At 38.1% G+C, this 23858-nt stretch carries 24 protein-coding genes; 12 read left to right on the top strand and 12 right to left on the bottom strand.

Going from position 1 to position 23858, the window contains the following annotated elements; translation table 11 throughout:
- Positions 1 to 5 precede the first annotated feature (5 nt).
- The 3 genes from rpsG to OK344_RS11525 form a co-directional block, all read right to left on the bottom strand.
- A complete protein-coding gene (gene rpsG / locus OK344_RS11535; RefSeq protein WP_055041728.1) occupies positions 6 to 482 on the bottom strand; it encodes a 30S ribosomal protein S7 in 477 nt (158 codons plus the stop codon).
- 25 nt (positions 483 to 507) lie between these two features.
- A complete protein-coding gene (gene rpsL / locus OK344_RS11530; protein ID WP_031503575.1) occupies positions 508 to 921 on the bottom strand; it encodes a 30S ribosomal protein S12 in 414 nt (137 codons plus the stop codon).
- A gap of 117 nt (positions 922 to 1038) precedes the next feature.
- Entirely contained in the window at positions 1039 to 1734 is a 696-nt protein-coding gene (locus OK344_RS11525) for a DUF8728 domain-containing protein (RefSeq protein WP_265144921.1), read from the bottom strand.
- Positions 1735 to 2730: 996 nt separating this feature from the next.
- Here OK344_RS11525 and OK344_RS11520 point away from each other — a divergent pair.
- The 6 genes from OK344_RS11520 (at position 2731) to OK344_RS11495 (ending at position 9033) form a co-directional block, all read left to right on the top strand.
- The gene (locus tag OK344_RS11520; protein WP_265144920.1) at positions 2731 to 4359 is read left to right on the top strand and encodes a leucine-rich repeat domain-containing protein; all 1629 of its coding nucleotides are present in this window, start codon (positions 2731 to 2733) and stop codon (positions 4357 to 4359) included.
- Between the two features lie 81 nt (positions 4360 to 4440).
- Positions 4441 to 4917 carry a Dps family protein gene (locus tag OK344_RS11515; protein WP_265144919.1) on the top strand — a complete coding sequence of 159 codons (477 nt, stop codon included), beginning with the start codon at positions 4441 to 4443 and terminating at the stop codon, positions 4915 to 4917.
- A 90-nt stretch (positions 4918 to 5007) separates the two neighbouring features.
- Positions 5008 to 6186, top strand: coding sequence for a nicotinate phosphoribosyltransferase (gene pncB, locus OK344_RS11510; protein WP_265144918.1), 1179 nt, complete (start codon positions 5008 to 5010; stop codon positions 6184 to 6186).
- A 32-nt stretch (positions 6187 to 6218) separates the two neighbouring features.
- Positions 6219 to 6719: a YciI family protein gene (locus OK344_RS11505; protein ID WP_265144917.1), complete on the top strand. Its 501-nt coding sequence runs from the start codon at positions 6219 to 6221 to the stop codon at positions 6717 to 6719.
- A 48-nt stretch (positions 6720 to 6767) separates the two neighbouring features.
- Complete coding sequence (locus tag OK344_RS11500) at positions 6768 to 8246, top strand: DNA recombination protein RmuC (protein ID WP_265144916.1); 1479 nt, start codon at positions 6768 to 6770, stop codon at positions 8244 to 8246.
- A gap of 19 nt (positions 8247 to 8265) precedes the next feature.
- Positions 8266 to 9033, top strand: coding sequence for a TrmH family RNA methyltransferase (locus OK344_RS11495; protein WP_265144915.1), 768 nt, complete (start codon positions 8266 to 8268; stop codon positions 9031 to 9033).
- Positions 9034 to 9091: 58 nt separating this feature from the next.
- Here OK344_RS11495 and OK344_RS11490 read toward each other — a convergent pair whose 3' ends face one another.
- Positions 9092 to 9361: a hypothetical protein gene (locus tag OK344_RS11490; protein ID WP_265144914.1), complete on the bottom strand. Its 270-nt coding sequence runs from the start codon at positions 9359 to 9361 to the stop codon at positions 9092 to 9094.
- Between the two features lie 180 nt (positions 9362 to 9541).
- Here OK344_RS11490 and OK344_RS11485 point away from each other — a divergent pair, with 180 nt between their 5' ends.
- Together OK344_RS11485 and OK344_RS11480 are read left to right on the top strand one after the other, a co-directional pair.
- The gene (locus OK344_RS11485; RefSeq protein ID WP_265144913.1) at positions 9542 to 10711 is read left to right on the top strand and encodes a hypothetical protein; all 1170 of its coding nucleotides are present in this window, start codon (positions 9542 to 9544) and stop codon (positions 10709 to 10711) included.
- Entirely contained in the window at positions 10695 to 11279 is a 585-nt protein-coding gene (locus OK344_RS11480; protein ID WP_265144912.1) for a hypothetical protein, read from the top strand. The genes OK344_RS11485 and OK344_RS11480 overlap by 17 nt, the downstream gene beginning before the upstream one ends.
- Here OK344_RS11480 and OK344_RS11475 read toward each other — a convergent pair.
- The 6 genes from OK344_RS11475 to OK344_RS11450 form a co-directional block, all read right to left on the bottom strand.
- Positions 11216 to 11803, bottom strand: a complete 588-nt coding sequence (locus OK344_RS11475; RefSeq protein ID WP_265144911.1) for a 5-formyltetrahydrofolate cyclo-ligase — start codon at positions 11801 to 11803, stop codon at positions 11216 to 11218. The genes OK344_RS11480 and OK344_RS11475 overlap by 64 nt on opposite strands.
- A gap of 1 nt (position 11804) precedes the next feature.
- Positions 11805 to 12035: a ferredoxin gene (locus OK344_RS11470; protein WP_265144910.1), complete on the bottom strand. Its 231-nt coding sequence runs from the start codon at positions 12033 to 12035 to the stop codon at positions 11805 to 11807.
- A complete protein-coding gene (locus OK344_RS11465) occupies positions 12035 to 13282 on the bottom strand; it encodes a peptidase U32 family protein (protein WP_265144909.1) in 1248 nt (415 codons plus the stop codon). The genes OK344_RS11470 and OK344_RS11465 overlap by 1 nt, the downstream gene beginning before the upstream one ends.
- Positions 13279 to 14637, bottom strand: coding sequence for an oxygen-dependent tRNA uridine(34) hydroxylase TrhO (gene trhO / locus OK344_RS11460; protein WP_265144908.1), 1359 nt, complete (start codon positions 14635 to 14637; stop codon positions 13279 to 13281). The genes OK344_RS11465 and trhO overlap by 4 nt, the downstream gene beginning before the upstream one ends.
- Before the next feature lie 72 nt (positions 14638 to 14709).
- Positions 14710 to 15870, bottom strand: a complete 1161-nt coding sequence (locus OK344_RS11455) for a GlmU family protein (RefSeq protein WP_265144907.1) — start codon at positions 15868 to 15870, stop codon at positions 14710 to 14712.
- 95 nt (positions 15871 to 15965) lie between these two features.
- A complete protein-coding gene (locus tag OK344_RS11450) occupies positions 15966 to 16217 on the bottom strand; it encodes a type B 50S ribosomal protein L31 (RefSeq protein ID WP_088469614.1) in 252 nt (83 codons plus the stop codon).
- 185 nt (positions 16218 to 16402) lie between these two features.
- Between OK344_RS11450 and OK344_RS11445 the strand changes: the two genes are divergently transcribed.
- From OK344_RS11445 to OK344_RS11430, 4 genes are read left to right on the top strand one after another with little or no spacing between them, the layout of a single operon-like run.
- Positions 16403 to 17788: a hypothetical protein gene (locus tag OK344_RS11445; protein WP_265144906.1), complete on the top strand. Its 1386-nt coding sequence runs from the start codon at positions 16403 to 16405 to the stop codon at positions 17786 to 17788.
- Positions 17789 to 17791: 3 nt separating this feature from the next.
- On the top strand, positions 17792 to 18118 hold the full coding sequence (locus OK344_RS11440) for a nucleotide pyrophosphohydrolase (protein WP_265144905.1): 327 nt from the start codon (positions 17792 to 17794) through the stop codon (positions 18116 to 18118).
- Positions 18119 to 18133: 15 nt separating this feature from the next.
- Positions 18134 to 19366 carry a 3-phosphoshikimate 1-carboxyvinyltransferase gene (locus OK344_RS11435; RefSeq protein WP_265144904.1) on the top strand — a complete coding sequence of 411 codons (1233 nt, stop codon included), beginning with the start codon at positions 18134 to 18136 and terminating at the stop codon, positions 19364 to 19366.
- Between the two features lie 4 nt (positions 19367 to 19370).
- Positions 19371 to 20159: an SDR family oxidoreductase gene (locus OK344_RS11430; RefSeq protein WP_265144903.1), complete on the top strand. Its 789-nt coding sequence runs from the start codon at positions 19371 to 19373 to the stop codon at positions 20157 to 20159.
- A 53-nt stretch (positions 20160 to 20212) separates the two neighbouring features.
- Here OK344_RS11430 and metF read toward each other — a convergent pair whose 3' ends face one another.
- The gene (gene metF / locus OK344_RS11425) at positions 20213 to 21169 is read right to left on the bottom strand and encodes a methylenetetrahydrofolate reductase [NAD(P)H] (RefSeq protein WP_265144902.1); all 957 of its coding nucleotides are present in this window, start codon (positions 21167 to 21169) and stop codon (positions 20213 to 20215) included.
- Between the two features lie 15 nt (positions 21170 to 21184).
- Positions 21185 to 23836, bottom strand: a complete 2652-nt coding sequence (gene metH, locus OK344_RS11420; protein ID WP_265144901.1) for a methionine synthase — start codon at positions 23834 to 23836, stop codon at positions 21185 to 21187.
- Positions 23837 to 23858: the final 22 nt, after the last annotated feature.

Here is a 23858-nt window from a genome sequence, read left to right as displayed (position 1 = left end):
TCAGATTAGAATTTAAAGTGTGAAAATGCTTTGTTAGCTTCAGCCATTCTGTGCGTATCAGTTTTTTTCTTGAACGCAGCACCTTCTTCTTTTGCAGCAGCGATAACTTCAGCAGCTAATTTCTGAGCCATTGATTTATCGTTTCTTGCTTTCGAATATTTGATTAACCATTTCATTGCCATAGAAATTTTTCTATCTGCTCTGATCGGCATAGGAATTTGGAAGTTTGCACCACCGATTCTTCTTGAACGTACTTCTACGTGAGGCATCACGTTGGTTAAAGCATCTTTCCAGATTTCCAAAGAAGTTTTTTCATTATCTCCTTTTTTACTTTCTACGATATCTAAAGCATCATAGAAAATTTTGAATGCGATAGATTTTTTTCCATCAAGCATCAAATTGTTTACGAATCTCGTTACCAGTTGATCATTAAATTTAGGATCCGGTAACAACGGTCTTTTTTTCGCTTTTGTTTTTCTCATTGTTTCGTTTCTTACTAATTAATGATTACTTTTTCTTACCTTTTGCAGGTGCTGCAGCTGCCTGACCTGGTTTTGGTCTCTTAGCTCCGTACTTAGATCTTCTCTGAGTTCTTCCGTTTACTCCTGCGGTATCCAAAGCTCCACGAACAATGTGATAACGTACTCCCGGTAGGTCTTTCACCCTTCCTCCGCGTACCAATACTATCGAGTGCTCTTGAAGATTGTGTCCTTCGCCCGGGATATAAGCGTTGACTTCTTTACCGTTAGAAAGTCTTACCCTTGCAACTTTTCTAAGTGCAGAGTTAGGTTTCTTAGGTGTGGTAGTATATACTCTTGTACATACACCTCGTCTTTGTGGACAGGAATCAAGTGCAGCCGATTTACTCTTCTTGGTAAGTGCGACTCTTCCTTTTCTAACTAATTGTTGAATAGTAGGCATTTAATTGCTTTTTATTTTAGGGTGCAAAAGTAAGTAATATTTTTTAATCTGCAAAACACAATAATCTAATTTATAAGATTTTGCGATTTGCGTTTCATTATCATCAATTTAGTATTATTACCGATATCTATAAAACCACTGTTTTACATTACTATCGAGGTTAAATTTGGAAAGATTCCGCTGAAGCGGCGCCACCTCTTCAGGTTTTAAAGCATAGAAAACAACCCTGCTGATAGCCGGCCCATACGGTGTGGAAGAAGTCCATAACGAAACAGGAATCCAATTTTTGGGTGGATCTCCCGGAAACCATTCGGGGTAAATTACAGCTATTCCGCAATTTTTTTCTCTGACGTAATGTGTAATATATTTTTTGTTCTCTGTAATGTAACGTTCCCGCGAATGATGCTTATTATTAATTTTTATTGTTGCAATATCGGTACTTCCAAGACCCACCATATCCAACAACTGCACATGACCGAAATAAGAAATTGCCCCAATATCATTAGCCAACACTTTTTCTCCTTTGTAATATTCTGCCAGAAATCTGGACATTTCTATTTGCTGCTCACTGATACCTTTGCTTGAGTATTTCAGCGGTAAATGATGATAAATAAAACGGTATGCAGAAACCATGATCACAAAGGTCACGCTGCCAATCATTAAGAAGTTCGAAATATTTATTTTTATGTTTTTGAATGAAAACTCTTTAAAAACTTCAGCAATAATCGGGATAATGACCAGAAAGACAGCAATCATCAAGTAATTCTCGTACCTATATTTCAATAAAGCAAAAAGAGAATGTAGAATTGCCATCGAAACCACCGTTATGATTAATGTTTCATATTTAAAAAAAACAGTAATTTTTAACTTTCTGTATTTATTAAGTAAATAAACCAATATAATTACAAACGGAAAAAAAAGACATTTATAAAAACTGGAATTGAATAAAATTCCTTTTTCCAGAATATTCCATATACTATATAAAAAATTTTCATCTGAAGGATAATTTCCCTTTATCATGACAGAATTGGGAAAAAAATATCCCCCATTTTTTACAGAGATTAAGCCGAAAATCACAATTGGCAAAAAGCCTGTGATCAAAACCAGCACCGATTTCCGAATTTCTTTTCTCAGCGAAAGTGCAAGAGCTAAACTTACTGTAAAAAACATACTTTCAAACCTTATAATTGAAATGAAAAATACAACGGCCAGCATTTTCAAAAAGTCCCTTCGATCGAAATCAGAATTTGCGTTTTGATGAATAAGATAAACTGCAACAGCTATTAAGAACATATGCAGCGTATGCTCCATACCCAATAAAGCAGAAAAATATAACATAGAAAAAGGAAGTAGCAATACAATTGCCCACTTGATCTCGCGCTCCCCATAATTTTCTTTGAAATATCTGTACACCATATACACAGTGAGATATCCAAAAAAAATGTTTATAATTAACGGATAATATTCCCAGTCTCCGAAGACTTTTATTAATGCAGAAAGAAACAATGTATATAATATGGAGGAAGAGGCACTGTCAAAGCCAGTGGTGTTAACACTCCATATTCCATAATCTGCTAAATTCCTTGCTAAAGCTAGATGAATATACACATCATCAATAGGATAAATATAGCGATGACCTTCCTGCAACTGCGACCAACCAAGAAAAAAATAAAGACCAGTGACAATTGTGAAAATTAGTAAAAATGTATATAAATACTTCCTCATCGTGCAAATATGCAAATTTTTAATATCGTATCCCGCGTGTTTTAAGTTTTAATATATATTTGTAAACCAAAAAACACAGCATCTTTGAAGAAATTTCTATTTTTTTTATTCTTGTCGCAGCTATGTTTTTCGCAGAAGTGGAGCATTTCATTTGCGGAAAGAACAGCGCTCATCAATATTTACAACAGCACTTCCGGTGATCAGTGGAGCCAGAAATGGGATCTGGATAAAGACCCCAAAAACTGGTATGGAGTACAAATTAAAAACGGAAATGTAACCGAAATTAACCTTCGCGGCAATGCTTTGAAAGGAAATTTCCCCACCATTTCAGGTTTTTCTAAATTACAGAAACTTGATTTAAGCTCCAATCAGCTTTCGGGAGAAATTTCTCCGTCGGTGGCTTCACTCACTAATCTGGTTCGTTTCGACATCAGCAACAACCGTTTAACAGGCGATCCTACCTCGCAAATCCTTCCGCTTTCGAATTTGTCAGAACTTTCTCTCGGTAATAATCAGTTCACTTTTGCTGATATTGATGCTTTTCTGCAGAATTTCAGCGGACTTAAAGTTTTGGATTTATCGCACACGGGGCTTACATCAATTCCACAGAAAATTTCATCTTTGCCTCATCTTGAATCACTCAATTTAAGCAACAATACACTGACTCAAAATTTCAGTAATTTATCGCCGCTTGTTCAACTCACCGATCTTAATCTTTCAGGAAACCAACTCACAAAAATCCCATCAGAGATAGGATCACTAAATTCTTTACGCACCCTCGAGGTAAGCAATAATAAATTTTCCGCAAATTATGCATCAGCTTTACCAAATCTTAAAAACCTGGAATGGCTTTCTCTTCAAAACAATCAAATAACAGAATTTCCGGCCGAATTATCGCAACTGAAAAATTTGGTTCATCTAAATATGTCTGGCAATAAAATCTCCGGCGGTTTCGAAAGCCTTTTGATTTTAAAGAATCTGGAGCAGATTTATCTCGACAACAATTTAATTTCAGGCAATTTCCCTACCGCCTTGCTTCAATTGGAAAAACTGCAGATGCTCTCTCTTACCGGTAATAAACTTTCGGGTGAAATCCCTGAAAGCATTCCGCCGCTTACGTTTCTGGAAAACAATAGATATTCAAGACAGAACATCAAAAATTTTATTCTGAGAGAAAAAAAACTGGCAGATTTTACGTATTCGCCCCAAAGATACGATGAACCAAAAACCGTTTACGCCTCACTGGGAAATCCAGTATTTATTTCTCAATCCATTTCTGGAGATGATTATGCTTTTGCTTGGTTTAAGGATTTAGACAAAAAAACACCAGTGACCACAGAAACCTTCCATATCAATAATGTAGAAGAGGAAGATTTCAGCACTTACACCTGCGAAGCCTATGTTTTTGAAGAACTGCCGAAAGAACTGATGGAAATATCATTTTTTCGTGAGCCTGTAATTTTAGCTAAGGATTTGGGAACTGAAGAAATCAACCGCGACTTAAGTGTATATCCAAACCCGACAAAAGATTTCATCAACATCAAAACCAATAAAATAAAGGTTGAAAAAATATTTATTTTCGATTTCAGCGGTAAACTACTCTTCACCACGTCCGAACGAAGGATTAATGTGAGTCATTTGCCGGCGTCAACCTATATTCTTTCTGTTAAAACTCCTGATTCGGTAAAATCTTTTAAGTTTATAAAGCTTTAAATTCTTACTCATAGCTAAACTCAATCGCTGATATTTTGCAAGCCATAAACCGTTTCGTAACTTTGTTAAAAGTAAAAAGTTATGAGAAACGCTACGATCATTGGGCTGCAGGAAAAAGACTGCAAAGCCATCGCTGAAAAATTAAACGAACTGCTTGCTAATTATTCTGTATTTTATCAGAATACCCGAGGCGCGCACTGGAACATTAAAGGAAATGATTTCTTTACACTTCATCCAAAATTCGAGGAACTTTACAATAACTTAGTTCTTAAAATTGATGAAATTGCGGAAAGAATCCTTACACTTGGTGCAGTGCCTAACCATAATTATTCCGACTATCTAAAACTTTCAACAATTAAAGAAAGTCGCGAAGTTTCAAACGGGACTAAATGTGTAGAAAATATTTTGGCTTCTTTTAAAATCGTAATCGATCTTCAGCGCGAAATTCTGGACATGACAGAAAAAGCTGGGGATGAAGGTACAAACTCGCAGATGAGCGACTACATTACCGAGCAGGAAAAAGAAGTTTGGATGTACAATTCGTACCTCGGCAAATAATTGAGCAACAAATCTAGTTTAAAAATCGTCTCTCACAAGGCGATTTTTTTGTTTTGAATCTTTACTTTTGTTACAGAAAATTTCTCACCCATGAGCGAAGTCCGTTTAAAATCAATCCTCGACAACGATTTTTATAAAATCACAATGCAGAACGCGGTGGTAAAACTCTTTCCGAGTGAAAAAGTTAAATACAGCTTCATCAACCGCGGAAAACATCATTTCCCCAAAGGTTTTGATGAGGAACTGCGCAAATCGGTCAATGCCATGGCAGAAATGAAACTCACCAAAGAAGAGAAAGAATATCTGCGGAACACCTGTCCATATCTCGATTTGCCTTATCTCGATTTTCTGGCAGGCTACCAGTACGATCCTTCCGAAGTGCAGATCGTACAGACAGAAAACGATTTGGAAGTTACGGTTGTGGGCGAATGGTACCGAACCATTTTGTGGGAAGTTCCTTTGCTGGCTTTAATTTCTGAACTTCATTATGTAATGAACGGAATAGAAAGGGATTCCGACGAAACCGTAATTCGCAACACCCTTGAAAAAGCCGAAGAACTCGATAATCTGGGAGTTAACTTCGCTGAATTTGGCACCCGCCGCCGGCATTCTTATCAGGTTCATGACTTGGTTGTAGATGCCTTAACACAAAATAAATCCTCAAAATTTACGGGATCTTCCAATGTCCATTTTGCAATGAAATACGGTGTAAAACCCATTGGCACCCACGCCCACGAGTGGTTTATGTTCCACGCTGCAGAATATGGTTTTAAAATGGCGAACGCTCTGTCGCTGGAACATTGGGTGGATGTTTACCGGGGCGACCTCGGTGTAGCGCTTTCCGACACCTACACCACAGAAGTTTTCTTCCAACAGTTTGATAAAAAGTTTGCAAAACTTTTCGACGGCGTGCGGCACGACAGCGGTGATCCCATAGAATTTGCGGAAAAGACCATTGCCCACTACGAGCAGAACGGAATTAATCCATTATTTAAATACATCATTTTTTCTGATGGGCTGAATCTGGAAAAAGTAGCAGAAATTACCCACGCCTGCAGAGGAAAAATTGGTATTTCTTTCGGAATCGGAACCAATCTTACCAACGATGTAGGCGTAAAACCGATGAACATTGTAATGAAACTTATAGCGGCGCAATCGGTGAACGGAGACTGGATTCCGACAGTAAAACTCTCAGATGAACACGGAAAATATACCGGCGATCCCAAAATGATCGAGCTTGCAAAGGAATTTTTGAGAATTAAAGATTAATTCCACAAACTGAAAAAACAACAACCGGCATCATGAAAAATCTTCTCTTGTTATCAGTGATTTCTCTCTACCTTTTTTCCTGTGCTGTTAAGCCAAAAGAAAAAGAAGCAAAACAAGTTCTGTATGAAATGTCTTCCAATTTTGATCTGAAACTTGCCGATTCACTGGGTGCAGACGAAAGAGGAATGAAAAACTATATGCTCGTTATCCTGAAAACCGGACCAAACGATGCAAAAATCACTGATAAAACAGAAAGAGCCGAACTTTTTAAAGGACATTTCTCTAATATGACAGCCATGGAAAAAGCCGGAAAACTGAAAATGGCTGGTCCGTTCGCGACAAAAAACTCACTTGGGTATCGTGGGATTTTTCTTTTGGATGTAAAAACCGAAGATGAGGCAAATACTTTGTTACAGAATGATCCAACGATTAAATCCGGGGTGTTCGAAGTAGAAATATTACCATGGTACGGTTCTGCGGCCCTTCCAATGCATCTCAAATACCATAAAAAAATTTCCAAGGAAGCTCCGTAAATTTTCACTTAAAGCAAAAAGTCACTTTTTTCTTCCTATTTTTGAAATATGGAAATCTTTTCTTTATTTACCGGTCTTATTATCGGCGCAGTTTTAGGCTGCCTTATACTTTATCTTATCTTGAAATCCCGAAATATTCCGCGCGAAATTTTTGATGAACTCAACACTAATTTCATCCGCACAAATGCTGATTTACAAAACAATCAACTGAAAATCAGCGAATTGACTAATTTATACCAAAATGAAAAAGAAGTAAATTTTCATCAAGCTAATGTTTTAAATGATCTTAAAAATGAAATCGCCAGTATTTCTGCAGTGCATCATGCTTTGCAAAATCAGTTTCAGGAGCTTCGCGAAGTAAACGCAAAACAGCATTCACAAATTGAAATTTTAACGGGTGAAAATCAAAAAATATTTGGGCGAAATGCAGAGCTTTCAGCAATCAATAACAGCTTACAGCAAGCCCTGAACAAGCAGAAAGCCGAAATCGAACAGATCCAGGAAACGGCTAAAAACGAATTTAAAAATCTTGCCAACGAAATCTTGGAAGAAAAATCCAAAAAATTTACCGAATCCAACAGGGAAAACCTTGATCTACTGCTGAAACCGCTCGGCGAGAATCTCGAGACTTTTAAAAAGCGAGTAAACGAAGTCTATGAAAATGAAGCGCGCGAAAGATTTTCATTGAATAACACCATCAAATTGATGATGGAACAAACCAACAAAGTAAGTCAGGAAGCAAACAATCTCGCAACAGCCCTGAAAGGCCAAACGAAAGCCCAGGGCGACTGGGGTGAAATGATTCTTGAAAGAATTCTGGAAGATTCGGGCTTAACAAAAGACCGTGAATATTTCTCGCAATATCATATAAAAAATGAACACGGAGAAAATCAAAGACCAGATTTTGTTTTAAAACTTCCCGGAAATCAGTTAATTATCATTGATTCAAAAGTTTCTCTAAACGCTTATGAAAGAATGGTTTCTGCTGAAAATGAGGACGAAAGGAAACAGAATCTTGCACTTCATATCGCTGCGCTTAAAAAACACATCGACTCGCTTTCACAGAAAAAATACGATGATCTAAAAGATTCCCTGGATTTTACAATCATGTTTATTCCTGTGGAACCTGCCTTCCTCACAGCGGTTCAGTATGATACCCAACTTTGGAACTATGCTTATCACAAACATATTATTCTACTGAGTCCGACCAATCTTATTGCATACCTGAAACTGATTTCCGATGTATGGAAACGGGCAGATCAAAATACAAATGCCCTTGAAATCGCTGAACGGGGCGGAAAACTTTACGATAAATTCGTAAGTTTTGTTGAAAATCTCGAAAAAGTGGGCAAAAATATAGATTTAGCAAAAAGTTCTTACACCGATGCCTTCAAACAGTTAGCCAGCGGAAAAGATAATCTTATAACCCAAACTCAGAAATTAAAGTCACTTGGCGCAAAAAACAGGAAGAACCTATCTTCAGGTTTGGTTGAAAATGCTGAAAATCAAGTAGAATTCGGTGAATAGAAATTACTAAATTTGCACCATGTTAATTGAAAGCCTTCAGAACGAAAAAATAAAAAACCTTACCCGATTAATAACCGACAACCGTTTCAGAAAAAAATCTGGAACTTTTGTGGTTGAAGGGCAGCAGGAAAATACAATGGCCACAAATTTCGGTTTTGAATTGCAGGAATATTTTATCTGCGAAAGCATTTACCGCGAAGACTTTCCAAAAGGCAAAATCAATTTGGTTTCTGAAAAAGTATACGATAAAATAGCGTATCGCGGTAGTTCAGAAGGAATTATCGGCATTTATAAATCCAAATATCCTAAATTGAATACATTTGTTCCTAAAGAAAATTCCTCTGTCATTATCGTTGAAAGCATCGAAAAGCCGGGAAATTTAGGTGCAATATTAAGAAGTTGTGAGGCTTTTGGGATTGAAGCGTTAATCATCACTGATCCAAAGGTTGATTTTTACAATCCAAACGTTATACGATCCAGTGTTGGCTGTCTTTTCGGAATGAAAGTTTTCCAATCAGCAAATGAAGAGCTTTTTGAATTTCTACAGGAAAAAGGTTTTAATATTTTCACCACTTTAATGGATGAAAGCGCAGAGCATATCGATCAGCAAAATTTTAAAGGCAACAGTGCACTTCTTTTTGGTACCGAACATTCCGGACTCAGCGATTTTTGGATTGGAAAAGGTAAAAACACCCTAATCCCTATGGCAGGAAGTATAGACTCTTTAAATTTAAGCAACGCTGTGGCAATAAGCTGTTATGAAATTTTACGACAAAAGCTAAATTAACAGCATAAAAAAACCGCTTCTCTGAGAGAAACGGTTATTTTGTACTTGTGGAGTTAAATTATTTAACTTCAGCAGCAGCATCAGTAGCAGCTTCACCAGCAGCTTTAGCAGCATCACCAGCAGCTTCAACAGTAGCAGCACCAGCTTCAGCAGTAACAGCAGCAGCAGAATCAACAACAGCAGCAGCAGAATCAACTACAGCAGCAGCAGAGTCAACAGTTTCAACAGCAGCAGAATCAGCAGCGTTAGCAGTTTCTACAGTTTCAGTTTTTTTACAAGCTACAAGAGCTAAAGCAGCGATACCAGCTACGAATAATGACTTTTTCATAATAAATTAAATTTAATTGTTTTGTTTACTAATTTGTTTGTGTTCTCATTTATCATTTTGAACAGGACAAAGGTATGGTGAGAATTAAATTTGTATTAGAAAATTAATTGTAATATATTTGTAAAATTGTTTTACAAAAAAAGATATTTGATAATCAATTCATTACGTAATTTTTAGCAATTGAGCGATTTAGATTTATTACACTTTGAACAGCTAAAATCTGAGGTTCAGTCTCAGTATTTAAAAGATCACAGCCCTTCATTTGATGAAATTTCAAAATGGAAGGGAATTGATATCATCTATTTTCAGGAAGATCTGCGAAAAAAGGCAAAAGGAAATATCAGCGAAAAGTCTTTTTACACCTACTTTAAAAATTCCCCTGTCACGAAACTACCACGCATTGATATGCTCAATATTCTCTCTGTTTATGCGGGTTACGTGTCATGGTATGACTTTAAAAAGAACCATCTTTTTGCAGATGAAATCCTTAAAGATTACGAAGAATTACAGGAATCTGAAATTGAAGAACTCGAAAAAGAAGTTGAAAACACACAGATCCTAGAACCGGATACTGAAAAAGAAGAAATCCCTCAAATTGCAATCCCAAAAGAGACAAATTTAGCGGAAGAAAAATCTATTTTACAAAATAACGATATTGATAATCAAACAATTGAAATAAAAAAGGAAGAATTATCTACGTATGATCTTTCAGAAAATAAATCTACATTTTCTCTTGTAAAAAAATACATCTGGCTTGGTATTTCCGCAATTTTGGCAATTCTGGCAGGACTTTTAGGTTTTAAAGATGAAATTTTCAGTAAAAAATATTATTACAGTTTTATTGATGCCGACAGAAACTCAAAAATAAATGCCGAACTTCAGGTACAGATTCTTAAAGAAAACGAAACACCGATTCTTTACGTAGCAAAACCGAATGAGCCGTTTGTTTATACCACTAAATCCAAATCGCTAACTATGGTTGTTTCCTCGCCTTTTTACAGGACCGACACCATACAGAGAAATCTGGAAACTGCGCCGGAAGCTGAAAACATTGAGTTGAAACCCAATGATTACGCGATTATGCTTTTTTACTACTCGAAATCCCTGAAAGATTTAAAAAAGAAAAGGGTGAGCTTAAACTATCTGATAAGTGATGACGCGCTTATTTATCAGGTTTTCGACAATCAGTTTTATGGGGTGGAAACAATGGACAAGCAGCGCTATATCAATTTGGTTACGCTGCCCTCGACGTCACTCGAAAAACTGGAAGTAATTGATACACAAACTGATAACTCAGGAAAAATAGTAATGATTAAATTTAAAATCGACAACGATGAAGAAAATAATTAAAACAGTTCCTCTGCTTCTGGCATTGGCTTTTATCGTTTTTTCGTGCAAGAAAGAAGTTACAGAACTTTCGGATCTGGAAAAAATTAGAAACAATAACAACACCGTATCTTACCCGGTAAATAAGATGGACAGTGCGCAGGCCATTTCATTCATTACAAAACAGAAAATCCAGGAATTGCTCGATCTTTCAACGCTTTACACGTCCGGAAACCGCGATACAGAAATCGATTCCGTAATTTATTCGCAAATGAAAAGCTACTTTTCAGAAGACGACTCTACTAAACTTCAGCCTTTACTCAAGAAGCTCGACAGCTTCAAGGTAAAAACAGCAAAAGTTGGGAACATCACCGTCTCAAAGGAAATTATCGGCACCGATACGCTGGATTTTGCGAAATTTGATGTTGAATATTTCGATCAGAAAAATAAATCGATAGGCACTTTTGAAAAAACCGCACAGTATATGCTGAAACTCTTTCCTGTAAAATTCAAAAAAGAATTTAAATTTTACTTTGTTGATTTTGATCCTGTTCCTAGAAAAGACAGCACTTCGGTGGGAGTCACCAAATAATCTAACGGAATATCGTTTTCCCTAAGATCAGCAATTTCTTCATAAGGACCGAAAAAATTTAATCCAATTTTCAGCGTTTTAGGATTTACGGTTTCAAAAAAACCGTCGTAGTAACCTTTACCGTAACCTACTCTATTTCCGTGCTGATCGCAGTAAAGCAAAGGGGTAATTACATAATCAAAATCAGTTTCGCCGGAATCCTCGTTAGATTCAGGCTCTGAAATTCCCCAGGAATTTTTGATTAACTGAGTTTCTGAAGTAATTTCCACCGAAATAAGTTTTTTACGGTAAATTTTTGGAACAAAAACGCGGATATCTCTTTTAAAAAATTCATTCAAAAACAACTTCGTATCAACTTCTCCTTTTTCCGGAATCGAAAGAAAACAGTGAACTTTCTGATTTTCGCTGAGCTTAAAATTATCAGTAAAATTTCTAAAAATTTTTTCTGATAACGACAAAACCTGTTCTTTCGAAAAGCTTTCCCGTTTTTTCAGATATTTTTCTCTGAGATCACTCTTTTTCATCTTAAATTTCTTTTACCGAAATAATCTTTACCGGACAGGCTTTCGCAGCCTTTTCACAAGGATCAAAGGCTTCGTAATTGGGAGTTTTCAAGGTGTAAAAACCTTTTTTATCTTCCGTCTTCAACAGTACAGATTTGCCGTCTTTCTTCGACATTCTAAAATAATCCGGCGCAAATTCGGCGCAGTAATTACAGCCAATACACTTGTCGCGCTGCAGGGTAATGATCACCATCAGTTATTCTCAACAATTTTGTACAGTTTGTCCGAAGGTCTGATTCTGAAATCTGTTTTAAAGGTAATGATATCAGATTTTGAAGCCTTTTCCGCATTTGGTTTTTCATCAACCAGCATCGCTTCAAGAATCATTTCCTGAGAACCGGTCGTAGGTCCCTGAATCAGAACTCTGTCGCCTACATTTACATCATAAGCTTCAATTAAAAACTCTGCAATATTGGATTTTGCGTAGAAAGTTCTCCCTTTTCCGACATAAACTTTTTTCTGGGTTGCATTTGAACCGGAAGTGTCAGACCATTCTCCCAACTTTTGACCCAAATAATAACCATCCCAGAATCCTCTGTTGTAAACGGTTTCCAGCTGTTTCATCCATTCCTCAACTTTTTGCTGACTGAAAGTTCCATCAGCAATCGCATCAATTGCTTCTCGGTAACATTTAGTAACCGTTGCTACGTATTCAGGCGCCCGTCCACGGCCTTCAATTTTTAAAACTTTTACGCCTGCGCCCACGATCTGATCAAGAAAACCAATGGTACACAAATCTTTTGGCGACATCATGTATTCGTTGTCCAGCTCAATTTCGAAGCCGGACTCCTGATCGATGACGGTATATTTTTTACGGCAATTCTGTTTGCACGCACCTCTGTTTGCTGAAGAATTGTGAGAATGTAAACTCAAATAACATTTCCCGGAAACCGCCATACATAAAGCTCCGTGACCGAAAATTTCAATTTCAACCAAATTTCCGGAAGGTCCGCGCACATCATCTTTAATGATCTGATCGCAGATTTTTTTGATTTGGGTAATCGATAGCTCACGACTCATCACCATCGTATCAGCAAAAAGCGCATAGAATTTTACCGTTTCGATGTTGGTGATATTGATTTGTGTGGAAATATGAACTTCCATCCCGATTTGCCTCGCATAAGAAATTACGGCCTGGTCCATCGCAATTACCGCGGTTAGATTGGCGGCTTTTGCCTTATCCAGAAGCGTTTTGATGATTGACAGGTCGTGATCGTAAACGATGGTATTTAAAGTAAGATAAGTTCTCACCCCTTTTTCAGCACATCTTCTGGAGATTTCAGGCAAATCATCGATCGTAAAATTCATGGAAGCTCGTGCCCGCATATTAAGCTGCTCAACTCCGAAATAAATGGAATCTGCACCGTTATCCAAAGCTGCCTGCATGGCTGTGAAGTCGCCGGCAGGTGACATCAGTTCTATTTTTCCGCTTTTTGTCATGATGCTAAAATTTTATAAAGCTTATCGGATAAACGAACTCTGAACGGAACCGAAAAAGTAATCTGGTCGCCGGCTTTGGCTGTTTCACATGGATTTCCGTTGGCGAAAATTTGTGTCAATGTAATTTCCTGCACGCCGGTTGTCGGCCCGGAAATCAAAACTTTATCACCTGCTGAAAGCTCACCATTTTCCAGTAAGAACTGGGCAATTTTCGAGTGCGTGAAATAATGTTCGGCTTTGCCAAGTAAAGATTTTTTCACAGCAATTTTCTGGCGGCTATTTTTGTTTTCAGTTTTTGCCAAAGGTTTATTTGGTAAATCACCGGAATTTTTAAATTTCAGCGCCGGAGATTTTCCTTTTCTGAAAATTTTGTTGCCTACATTAACTCCTTTTCTAATGTTAATTTGTTCTTCTAGAGGCAAATGGATAATATGCTGACATTCTTCTGAACAGCAGTTTTCCATGGCAGCTTTACATTCATCACACTGAATAAAAAGTAAATGACAGCCGTCATTCGCGCAGTTTGTATGATTGTCGCAAGGTTTTCCGCACTGGTGACACTGCGAAACAATATCGTCGGTAATCCGCTCGCCCAACCGGTGATCGAACACAAAATTTTTACCGATAAACTTGCTTTCCAGATTTTCTTCCTTGATTTGGCGCGTATATTCAATGATTCCGCCTTCGAGCTGAAAGACGTTTTTGAAACCCTGATGTTTGAAGTAAGCGCTGGCTTTTTCGCAACGAATTCCGCCTGTACAGTACATCAAAAGATTTTTGTCTTCCTTGAAATCCTGTAACTTTTCATTAATAATCGGCAAACTCTCTCTGAAAGTTTCCACATCGGGCGTAATTGCTCCTTCGAAATGCCCGACTTCACTTTCGTAATGATTTCTGAAATCCACAACAATCGTATTGGGATCTTCGAGTAAAGTATTAAATTCTTTTGCCTTTAAGTGGATTCCTTTATTGGTTACATCGAAAGTTTCATCGTTTAAACCGTCGGCAACAATTTTATTTCGGACTTTAATCGTAAGTTTTAAGAAAGAGTGATCATCATGCTCCACCGCTTCATTCAAGCGGATTCCTTTCATGAAATCATACACTTCCAGTGTTTCGCGGAAGGCTTCAAGATTTTCTTCAGGAATACTCATCTGGGCATTAATTCCCTCGGCAGCTACGTAAATCCTGCCTAATGCATCGAGGGCGTTCCAGGCTATAAATAATTCGTCGCGAAATTTTTTGGGATCTGAGATTTTGGCGTACGCATAGAAAGACAAAGTAAGACGCTGCTTACCGGCTTCATCAATTAACTGAGCTCTTTCTTCTGCGCTTAAAGTGTTGTACAGTTGCATGCTATAAACGGTTTAAGTGAGAAAATTTTTGCAAAGATAAGCAATTTGAGCTACGCTAAAAATCGTGTCGGGTTAATATTCGGTGTAAATATGTTTCAGAATATGTTTGTCTTCTTCGGTAAATGTAACTTTTCTTCGTGCCATTGCCAGTTCGGCAACTTCGTAGGCTTTCTCAAGTTTGAATTTTTCATCACCTTTCATTCCGCCCCAGGAGAAACTTTCAATGAGATTTGGCGGGAAGCCGCTTTTGAAAATATTGGCAGCAACTCCAACAACAGTTCCTGTGTTAAACTGTGTATTGATGGCACTTTTAGAATGATCGCCCATGATTAATCCCGCAAACTGTAAACCTGTGTTTGCGAATCTTTTGGTTCTGTAATTCCAGAGTTTTACCTCAGCATAATTGTTTTTAAGGTTTGATGAATTGGTATCTGCACCCAAATTGCACCACTCACCGATAACAGAATTTCCTACAAAACCATCATGACCTTTGTTGGTGTAACCGAAAATCACAATATTATTGACTTCGCCACCCACTTTCGAATGCGGTCCGACCGTGGTTGCACCATAAATTTTTGCGCCTAAATTAAATTTCGATTCTTCACAAAGGGCGATTGGTCCGCGAAGATTACACCCTTCCATAACTTCCGCATTTTTACCGATGTAAATTTTTCCGGTTTTGGTATTTAAAGTTGAAAATTCAACTGAAGCACCTTCTTCGATAAACAAATCCTGCGCTTCACCCAGAAGTCCGTTGGTGTTAGAAAGTTCAGCGGAAGTTCTTCCTTTGGTAAGCAAATCAAAATCGAAATTTATCGCTTTTTCATTGAAAGAAAATAAGTCTGTAGGCTGTTTAAAGAAAAGTACATCTTCGTGAATATCAGTCATTTTCTCGATCTGATTAAGGGAGAAATTCTTCATATTGATTCTGGCGACGAGCAGCTCGTTTTCATAAACCAAAGCTTCACCCAATTTCAATCTTTTAATTTGCTGCAAAACACTTTCGTCCGGCAGAAAATTGGGAACAATAAACAGACTTTCGATACCTTCCGGTTTCCTGTATTTTTCCTGCAGATAATCTTCTGTAAGGAAAGAGACCTGGTTTATCTCCAATAATTTCTGCCATCTTTCGGAGAACGTAAGGATTCCGCAGCGCATTTCGGCGACAGGTCTTGTAAAAGTAAGGGGTAAAAAATCTTCCCAAAACTGGGCATCAGAAAAAACGATTTGCATATTTCAAGTGCTTAAATTTCTATATTTTCAAAATTACAATAAAAAAAGTCTTTCAGAAACCTGAAAGACTTTAATATTTTCTTAGTCCGCAATAATTATTTTGCGAATTTTTTATATTTGCTCATGAATTTGTCAACTCTACCAGCAGTGTCAACCAATTTCACTTTACCAGTGTAAAAAGGGTGAGAAGTTGAAGAGATCTCCATTTTTACCAATGGATAAGTTTCTCCTTCATATTCAATAGTATCTTTGGTATCTGCAGTAGATTTGCAAAGAAACATCTCGTCGTTACTCATATCTTTGAAAACAACAAGTCTATAGTTTTCCGGGTGGATTCCGTTTTTCATAATAAAAATTTTAATAAATTAAAGTTTTGCTTCAGAAGTAGTAATGGATATTCCTCTGCTAATTTTTTAGACCGCAAAAGTACAATTAATTTTTTAATGTACAAACACTCAATATGATAATTTTAAAATTTTTCCGTTCGACTATTTTAATTAAATTTGAAACTTATATCTATTCAACCTCTTCAATGAACAAATTAAAACTCATATTGGCTTTATCATTTTGGTGTCTTTTAACAGCAGTTTCCTGCAACAGAGACGAAATCAGCTTTGATGCGCCGTCGGAACTCCTGCGTTTTTCTGCGGACACCGTTTTTCTGGATACTGTTTACAACCAGGTAAGATCCGAAACTTATGCCGTTAAAATCTACAACGACGAAGATAAAGATGTGATGATTCCTAAAATCTCTCTGCAAAACGGTTCGTCTTCTCTCTATAGAATCAATGTTGATGGCAAAGCCGGGACCGATTTTACCAACATTCCTTTAAGAAAGAAAGACAGTCTTTATATTTTTGTAGAAATTGCGCCGGTTGCCAACGCACCGGAAGCGATTGCCGAAGAACGTATACAGTTTCAAACTCCGGCAGGAAGCCAGCATGTAACACTGTTTTCCGTAGTTCAGGATGCTGAATTTTTTATCCAGACCGATACCAATCCGAACATTTTAAGCAACAATACAAACTGGACGAACGAAAAAGCCAAAATAATCTTTGGAGATTTAACACTGGAAGAAGGCAAAACCTTAGATATACAGAAGGGAACCAAGATTTATTTCCATAAAAACAGTGGTTTGAATATTTCTAAAAATGCAAAACTCAATGTTTTTGGCGAATTGAATCAGGACGTTATTTTCCGTGGCGACAGAAACGACCCAAGGTACGACACGATCCCGAAAAACTGGAACGGAATTAAATTCGAAACCGGCTCTACGTTAACGATGAACTATGCAAAAGTTTTCGGCGGAACAAGAGGGCTGGAAATGAATGAAACGGAGGCAACAATCAACAACACCATCATTCACACCTTTCAGGAATTCGGAATTTTTGCGGTAAAATCGAACCTCAACGCTTCAAATTTAGTGATGAACAACTGTGGTGAGGCGGCTTTAGGAATATTTAAAGGCGGAACTTATACGCTAACCCACGCAACTTTAGCGAATTACTGGGATTTCAATTCGGCACTTCCAGGACTTGGGATTTACGCTACTAATGAATACCAGAACGGAACTGCTCTGGAAAACGGTCCGTTATCTTTAAAAGTGAATAATTCAATTATTTATGGTTCTGCTGAAAACATGGTTGAATTAAAACCAATTTCCGGACAGACTTTTACGACAGAATTTAACTATTCGTTGCTAAAATATGGTACAAAAGCAACTTACGCAACCGCTAATTCCATTAAAAACCAGGATCCGAAATTTGTAAATTATTTCACGCAGAAAATGAATTTAAGGGTGCAAGAAGATTCGCCTGCAAAAGGAAAAGGAAGCTCAAGTTATGTATCTGGCTCAACCCTAAAAGATATTGTGGGTGTTACCAGAACCAATCCGCCAACTATAGGCGCTTACCAATAAATTATGGAAATTACCCAGCTGCAGCAGGAAGTTGATGAATGGATAAAAACCGTGGGCGTACGTTATTTCAACGAACTCACAAACATGGCCATGCTTACCGAAGAAGTGGGCGAAGTTGCCAGAATTATCGCCAGAAGATACGGTGAACAGAGTGAAAAAGAAAGCGACAAAACCAAAGATCTCGGTGAAGAGCTTGCTGATGTTTTATTCGTAACACTATGTTTGGCCAACCAAACCGGAACCAATCTTCAGGAAGCTTTCGACAGAAAAATGAAACTGAAAACAGAAAGAGATCAGAAAAGGCACCTAAATAATGAGAAACTAAAATAATCTTTAATCCGTACAATGTTTTTAGAACACTCGCAATTAAAAGAAAATACAACCATAGAAATCAGCGGTTCGAAAAGCATTTCGAATCGTTTGTTGATTTTGCATCAGCTCTTTGAAAATATTCTTATCGAAAATCTTTCAAATTCTCAGGATACGCAGCTTCTACAAGCCGCTTTGCAAAGCGATTCACAAATCATCGACATTCATCATGCCGGCACTGCGATGCGATTTCTTACTTCTTATTATGCCATCCAGGAAGGCAAAACCGTAATTTTAACCGGTTCTGAGAGGATGAAACAGCGTCCGATAAAATTTCTGGTCGATGCATTGCAGGATTTGGGCGCAGAAATTTCTTATCTTGAAAACGAAGGATTCCCACCATTGAAGATTACGGGAAAGAAGATTATAAAAAGTACAGTGCGGATTCCGGCTAATATTTCGAGCCAGTTTATTACTTCATTAATGCTCATCGGCGCAAAACTGGAGAACGGTCTGCAAATTAAATTGGAAGGTACAGTTACCTCAAAACCTTACCTCGAAATGACGCTGAAAATCCTTAGAACGGTAGGAATAAACAATTATTGGGAAGGAAATGTCATTAAAATTCAGCCCAACATTCACACCGAAAAGCAATCGCAAAGTATTCCGTTCGTTGTTGAAAGCGACTGGAGCTCTGCCTCATATTATTATTCTCTCGCAGCGATTTCGCGAAAAACGATAAACTTAAAATGGTTTAAACCATATTCCCTTCAGGGCGATTCGGTAATTAAAGAAATTTACTGGAAATTTTTCGGCGTAAATACCATTTCCGAAGGCGCAGAATCCAGAATTTCTCTGCTTCCGGAGCATTATTTTCAGTTTCCGGAAAAAATTGTTTTAAACATGAATGATTGTCCAGACATTGCCCAAACCCTTTGTGTTACTGCAACAGCATTGAAAATCCCGTTTGAAATCACCGGCTTGGAAACTTTAAAAATAAAAGAAACCGACAGACTTCTGGCACTAAAAAACGAACTTTTCAAAATCGGCTGTATTGCAGAAATTACCGATAACAGTATTGTTTCTCAAAAATTTTTCGAGCCTAATGAAAATATTTCGATAGCAACATACAACGATCACCGAATGGCCATGAGTTTTGCTCCGTTTTGCCTTATAAAAAATTTAACCATCGAGAATCCGGAAGTTGTTGAAAAATCCTACACCAGTTTTTGGCAGGATTTCGCTCAAATAACTGAAAAAACTAACTAAAACAATGACCATAATTATTACAGGAACTTCTACAGGAATTGGTTTCGCTTTGGCTGAATTTTTCGGAAAGAAAGGCCACCGGGTTTTCGGACTGAGCAGAAAAAATGTGGAATCCCAATATTTCAAGACGATTCCGACCGATATTACTGATCATCTGCAGGTTCAGCATGCCGTTTCAGAAATTGTAAAGACGGAAAAAAAGATTGATGTCCTTATTAACAATGCCGGTATGGGCATGGTGGGCGCGGTGGAAGATTCGACAAAAGAAGACATTTTAAAGTTATTTAACCTGAATTTGGTGGGCGCTGTACAAATGATGAGCGCAGTTTTACCCACGATGCGCGAGCAGAAATCAGGCAAAATCATCAACATCTCGAGTATAGGAAGTGAAATGGGATTGCCGTTCCGTGGGTTTTACTCCGCCTCAAAATCCGCGTTGGATAAAGTGACTGAAGCGATTCGTTATGAAGTTTCTCCCTGGAACATCGCTGTCTGTACGCTTCATTTAGGCGATATCAAAACAAAAATCGCGGAAAACCGAGTGAAAACAAAAGTTTCTGAACCTTACCAAAAGACTTTTGAAAAAATATATTCCATCATGAATGCTCATGTAGATGATGGCACGGAGCCTTTAGAAGTGGCTGAGTACATTGATAAACTGCTGACCAAAAAATCGTGGAAAGCCCATTATTATTTCGGGAAATTCGGGCAAAAAATCGGTGTTCCTCTCAAATGGATTTTACCACAGAATTTCTATGAAAACTTGATGCGGAAGTACAATCAGATGGATTAAAACAACAAGATTAGATTGAAACAAAAGGTGAATAAATTTTCACCTTTTATCTTTTAAAACAATTCCCGCGCAATTTTCTTAATATTATCACTTTTCCCCATCGAATAAAAGTGAAGCACAGGAACGCCAAAATCAATCAGTTCTCTGCACTGCTGTATTGCCCACTCAATGCCAATTTGTTTTACCGCTGTGTTGTCTTTAGCTTTTTCTACGGCAGAAATCAGTTCTTCCGGCAAATCAATTTTAAAGACTTTAGGAAGCATCTGCAGATGGGCTTTCGTGGCGATTGGTTTAATTCCCGGAATTATGGGAACATTAATCCCCATATCACGGGCCTGCTTCACAAAATCAATAAACTTTTTATTGTCGAAAAACATTTGCGTCACCACATAATCTGCACCTGCATCAACTTTTTCTTTTAGCCATTTCAGGTCGTAGTTCATGGAAGGAGCTTCAATGTGTTTTTCTGGATAACCGGCGACACCGATGCAGAATTTATTGTTTTCATCGCAGGCTTTCTCGTCATGAAGATATTTACCTCTGCCCAAATCGTTGATTTGATGAACCAAATCCACCGCATTTCTGTGACCGCCAACTGCAGGTTCAAAATATTGCTGCCCTTTCATCGCGTCACCGCGCAGCGCCATTACGTTTTCAATTCCAAGATACATACAGTCTACCAAAAGATATTCGGTTTCTTCCATGGAAAAACCTCCGCACAAAACATGAGGCACTGTATCTACATTGTATTTATGCTGTATTGCAGCGCAAATTCCTAAAGTTCCGGGACGCATTCTTGTAATTTTGCGTTCCATTAATCCGTTTCCTTTGTCGAGATAAATGTATTCTTCACGAGAAGTTGTAACGTCGATAAACGGAGGTTTAAATTCCATCAGCGGATCGATGTTTTTGTAAAGATCTTCAATACCTATGCCTTTTTGTGGCGGTACCACTTCGAGTGAAAAAAGGGTATTACCTTTTGCGTTTTTTATATGATCTGTAATTTTCATTCTTCAATATATTTATTAAGCAAGATTAGGACTCAACCATTTTCTGGCAAATTCTGTTTCGATATTTTTTCTGGATGCAAAATCTGCTAACTGATCTTCCGTAATTTTGCCGACACCGAAATATTTGGATTTCGGATGCGCAAAATAATATCCCGAAACTGCTGCAGTTGGGAACATGGCCAAACTTTCTGTAAGTTCTACGCCAATGTTTTCTTTCACCTTTAATAAATCCCAGATGGTAATTTTTTCCAGGTGATCGGGACATGCAGGATAACCGGGCGCAGGCCGGATTCCGGAGTATTTTTCTGCAATCAAATCTTCGTTCTGCAGGTTTTCGTTTTGAGCATAACCCCAAATACGGGTACGCACTTTATGGTGCAGAAATTCTGCGAAAGCTTCTGCAAGTCTGTCGGCTAAAGCTTTTACAATAATCGCCGTATAATCGTCGCCCTGGTCGTAATATTTCTGAGCGAGTTCTTCAGTACCGAAACCTGTGGTTACACAGAACGCTCCTACGTAATCCTGGATGCCGGAAGATTTTGGAGCGATAAAATCACTGAGTGCCAGATATTCTTTTCCATCAGATTTTTTGTGCTGCTGTCTAAGGGTGCGGAATGCAAATTCCTCATGGCCATTTTGCAGAATAATATCATCGCTTTCGTTTGAATTGGCGGGGAAAATTCCAAAAATGCCTTTCGCGGTGAATAGTTTTTTATCCAGAATCATTTTCAGGATTTTCTGAGCATCATTGAAAAGTTCAGTAGCATGTTCGCCCACAACCTCATCAGTTAAAATCTGCGGATATTTTCCGTAAAGTTCCCAGCTTCGGAAAAAAGGAGTCCAGTCTATGAAATCAAGCAATTCATTCAGATTCTGATTTTCGATGATTTGAATACCTAAAGTGTTTGGCTTTACAGGAATTTCATTTTCCCAATCGATTTTATAGTTTTGTTTTCTGGCTTCTTCAATTGGAACATATTCTTTTTCTACCTGCCGGTTCAGGAATTTCTCTCTAAAGTCTTCATAATCGGCTTTAAGATCAGCTTTAAACTGTTCTCTGTTATGATCCAAAAGCTGTGAGACCACGCCCACCGCTCTGGAAGCATCATTCACATGAACAACCGGCTGCGAATATTTAGGAAAAATCTTTACGGCGGTATGCGCTTTGGAAGTGGTTGCACCGCCAATCATCAACGGAAAGTCCAAATTCTTGCGCTGAAGTTCATCCGCAACATGAACCATTTCGTCCAGACTGGGCGTAATAAGGCCGCTTAAACCAATGACATCCACTTTATGATCAATGGCAGCCTGGATGATTTTTTCCGCCGGAACCATAACGCCCAAATCCACGATTTCGTAATTATTGCAGCCTAAAACCACACTTACAATATTTTTTCCGATGTCATGAACATCACCTTTTACTGTAGCCATAAGGATTTTTCCGTTGGCTTTCTGGGTTTGGTCTTTTTGCGCTTCAATGAAAGGTTGCAGATATGCCACCGCTTTTTTCATCACACGCGCCGATTTCACTACTTGCGGGAGAAACATTTTTCCGCTTCCGAAAAGATCTCCAACAACGCTCATTCCGGACATCAGATTCACTTCAATCACATCCAGCGGTCGCTGGGTTTGCGTTCTGGCCTCTTCTACATCTTCAATAATAAACCGGTCGATTCCTTTAACTAAAGCATGCGTAATTCGCTCCTGAAGAGGATTTTTACGCCATTCCAAGTCTTCAACGGTTTCTTTTTTGGTTGATTTATGTTTTTCAGAATAATCTAAAAGACGTTCTGTAGCATCATCCCGGCGATCGAGCATTACATCTTCTACCAATTCGAGCAAATCTTTGGGAATTTCATCGTAAACTTCAAGCATCGATGGATTAACGATTCCCATGTTCATTCCGGCCTTAATCGCGTGATATAGAAACACCGAATGCATGGCTTCACGCACATTATCGTTGCCCCGGAAAGAAAACGACACGTTGGAGACGCCACCGCTTACAGAAACATGTGGTAGATTTTCGCGCACCCATTTTGTTGCTTCTATAAAATCAAGCGCATTCCTACGGTGTTCCTCCATTCCGGTTGCAACGGGGAAAATATTTAGGTCGAAAATGATATCTTCCGGTGGAAAGCCTACAATTTCGGTAAGAATTTTATAGCTGCGTTTACAGATTTCGATTCTGCGATCGTAATTATCAGCCTGTCCTTCTTCATCGAAAGCCATTACAATAACCGCGGCGCCGTAACGCTTTATTTTTTTTGCGTGATCGATAAATTCCTGTTCGCCTTCTTTAAGACTGATGGAATTCACCACACACTTGCCCTGAACGACCTGTAAGCCGGCTTCAAGAATTTCCCATTTAGAGGAGTCTATCATGATTGGAATTCGGGCAATATCTGGTTCTGAAGCAATCAGGTTAAGAAATTTTACCATACAGTATTTTCCGTCAAGAAGTCCGTCATCAAAATTAACATCGAGAATCTGTGCGCCACCTTCTACCTGATGTCTCGCAATATCGAGCGCTTCACTGAACTTCTCTTCTTTAATGAGCCGGAGAAATTTTTTAGATCCGGCCACGTTGGTTCTTTCGCCAACATTAATGAAGTTGGATTCTGGTGTTATAATTAAAGGCTCCAGACCGGAAAGTTTTAAATATTTCATAAATTGAATTTGAAAATTAAAA

It is taken from the genome of Kaistella yananensis (assembly GCF_026107505.2).
Taxonomy (GTDB): Bacteria; Bacteroidota; Bacteroidia; order Flavobacteriales; family Weeksellaceae; genus Kaistella; species Kaistella yananensis.
This window is presented reverse-complemented; position numbering and strand designations above follow the sequence as displayed.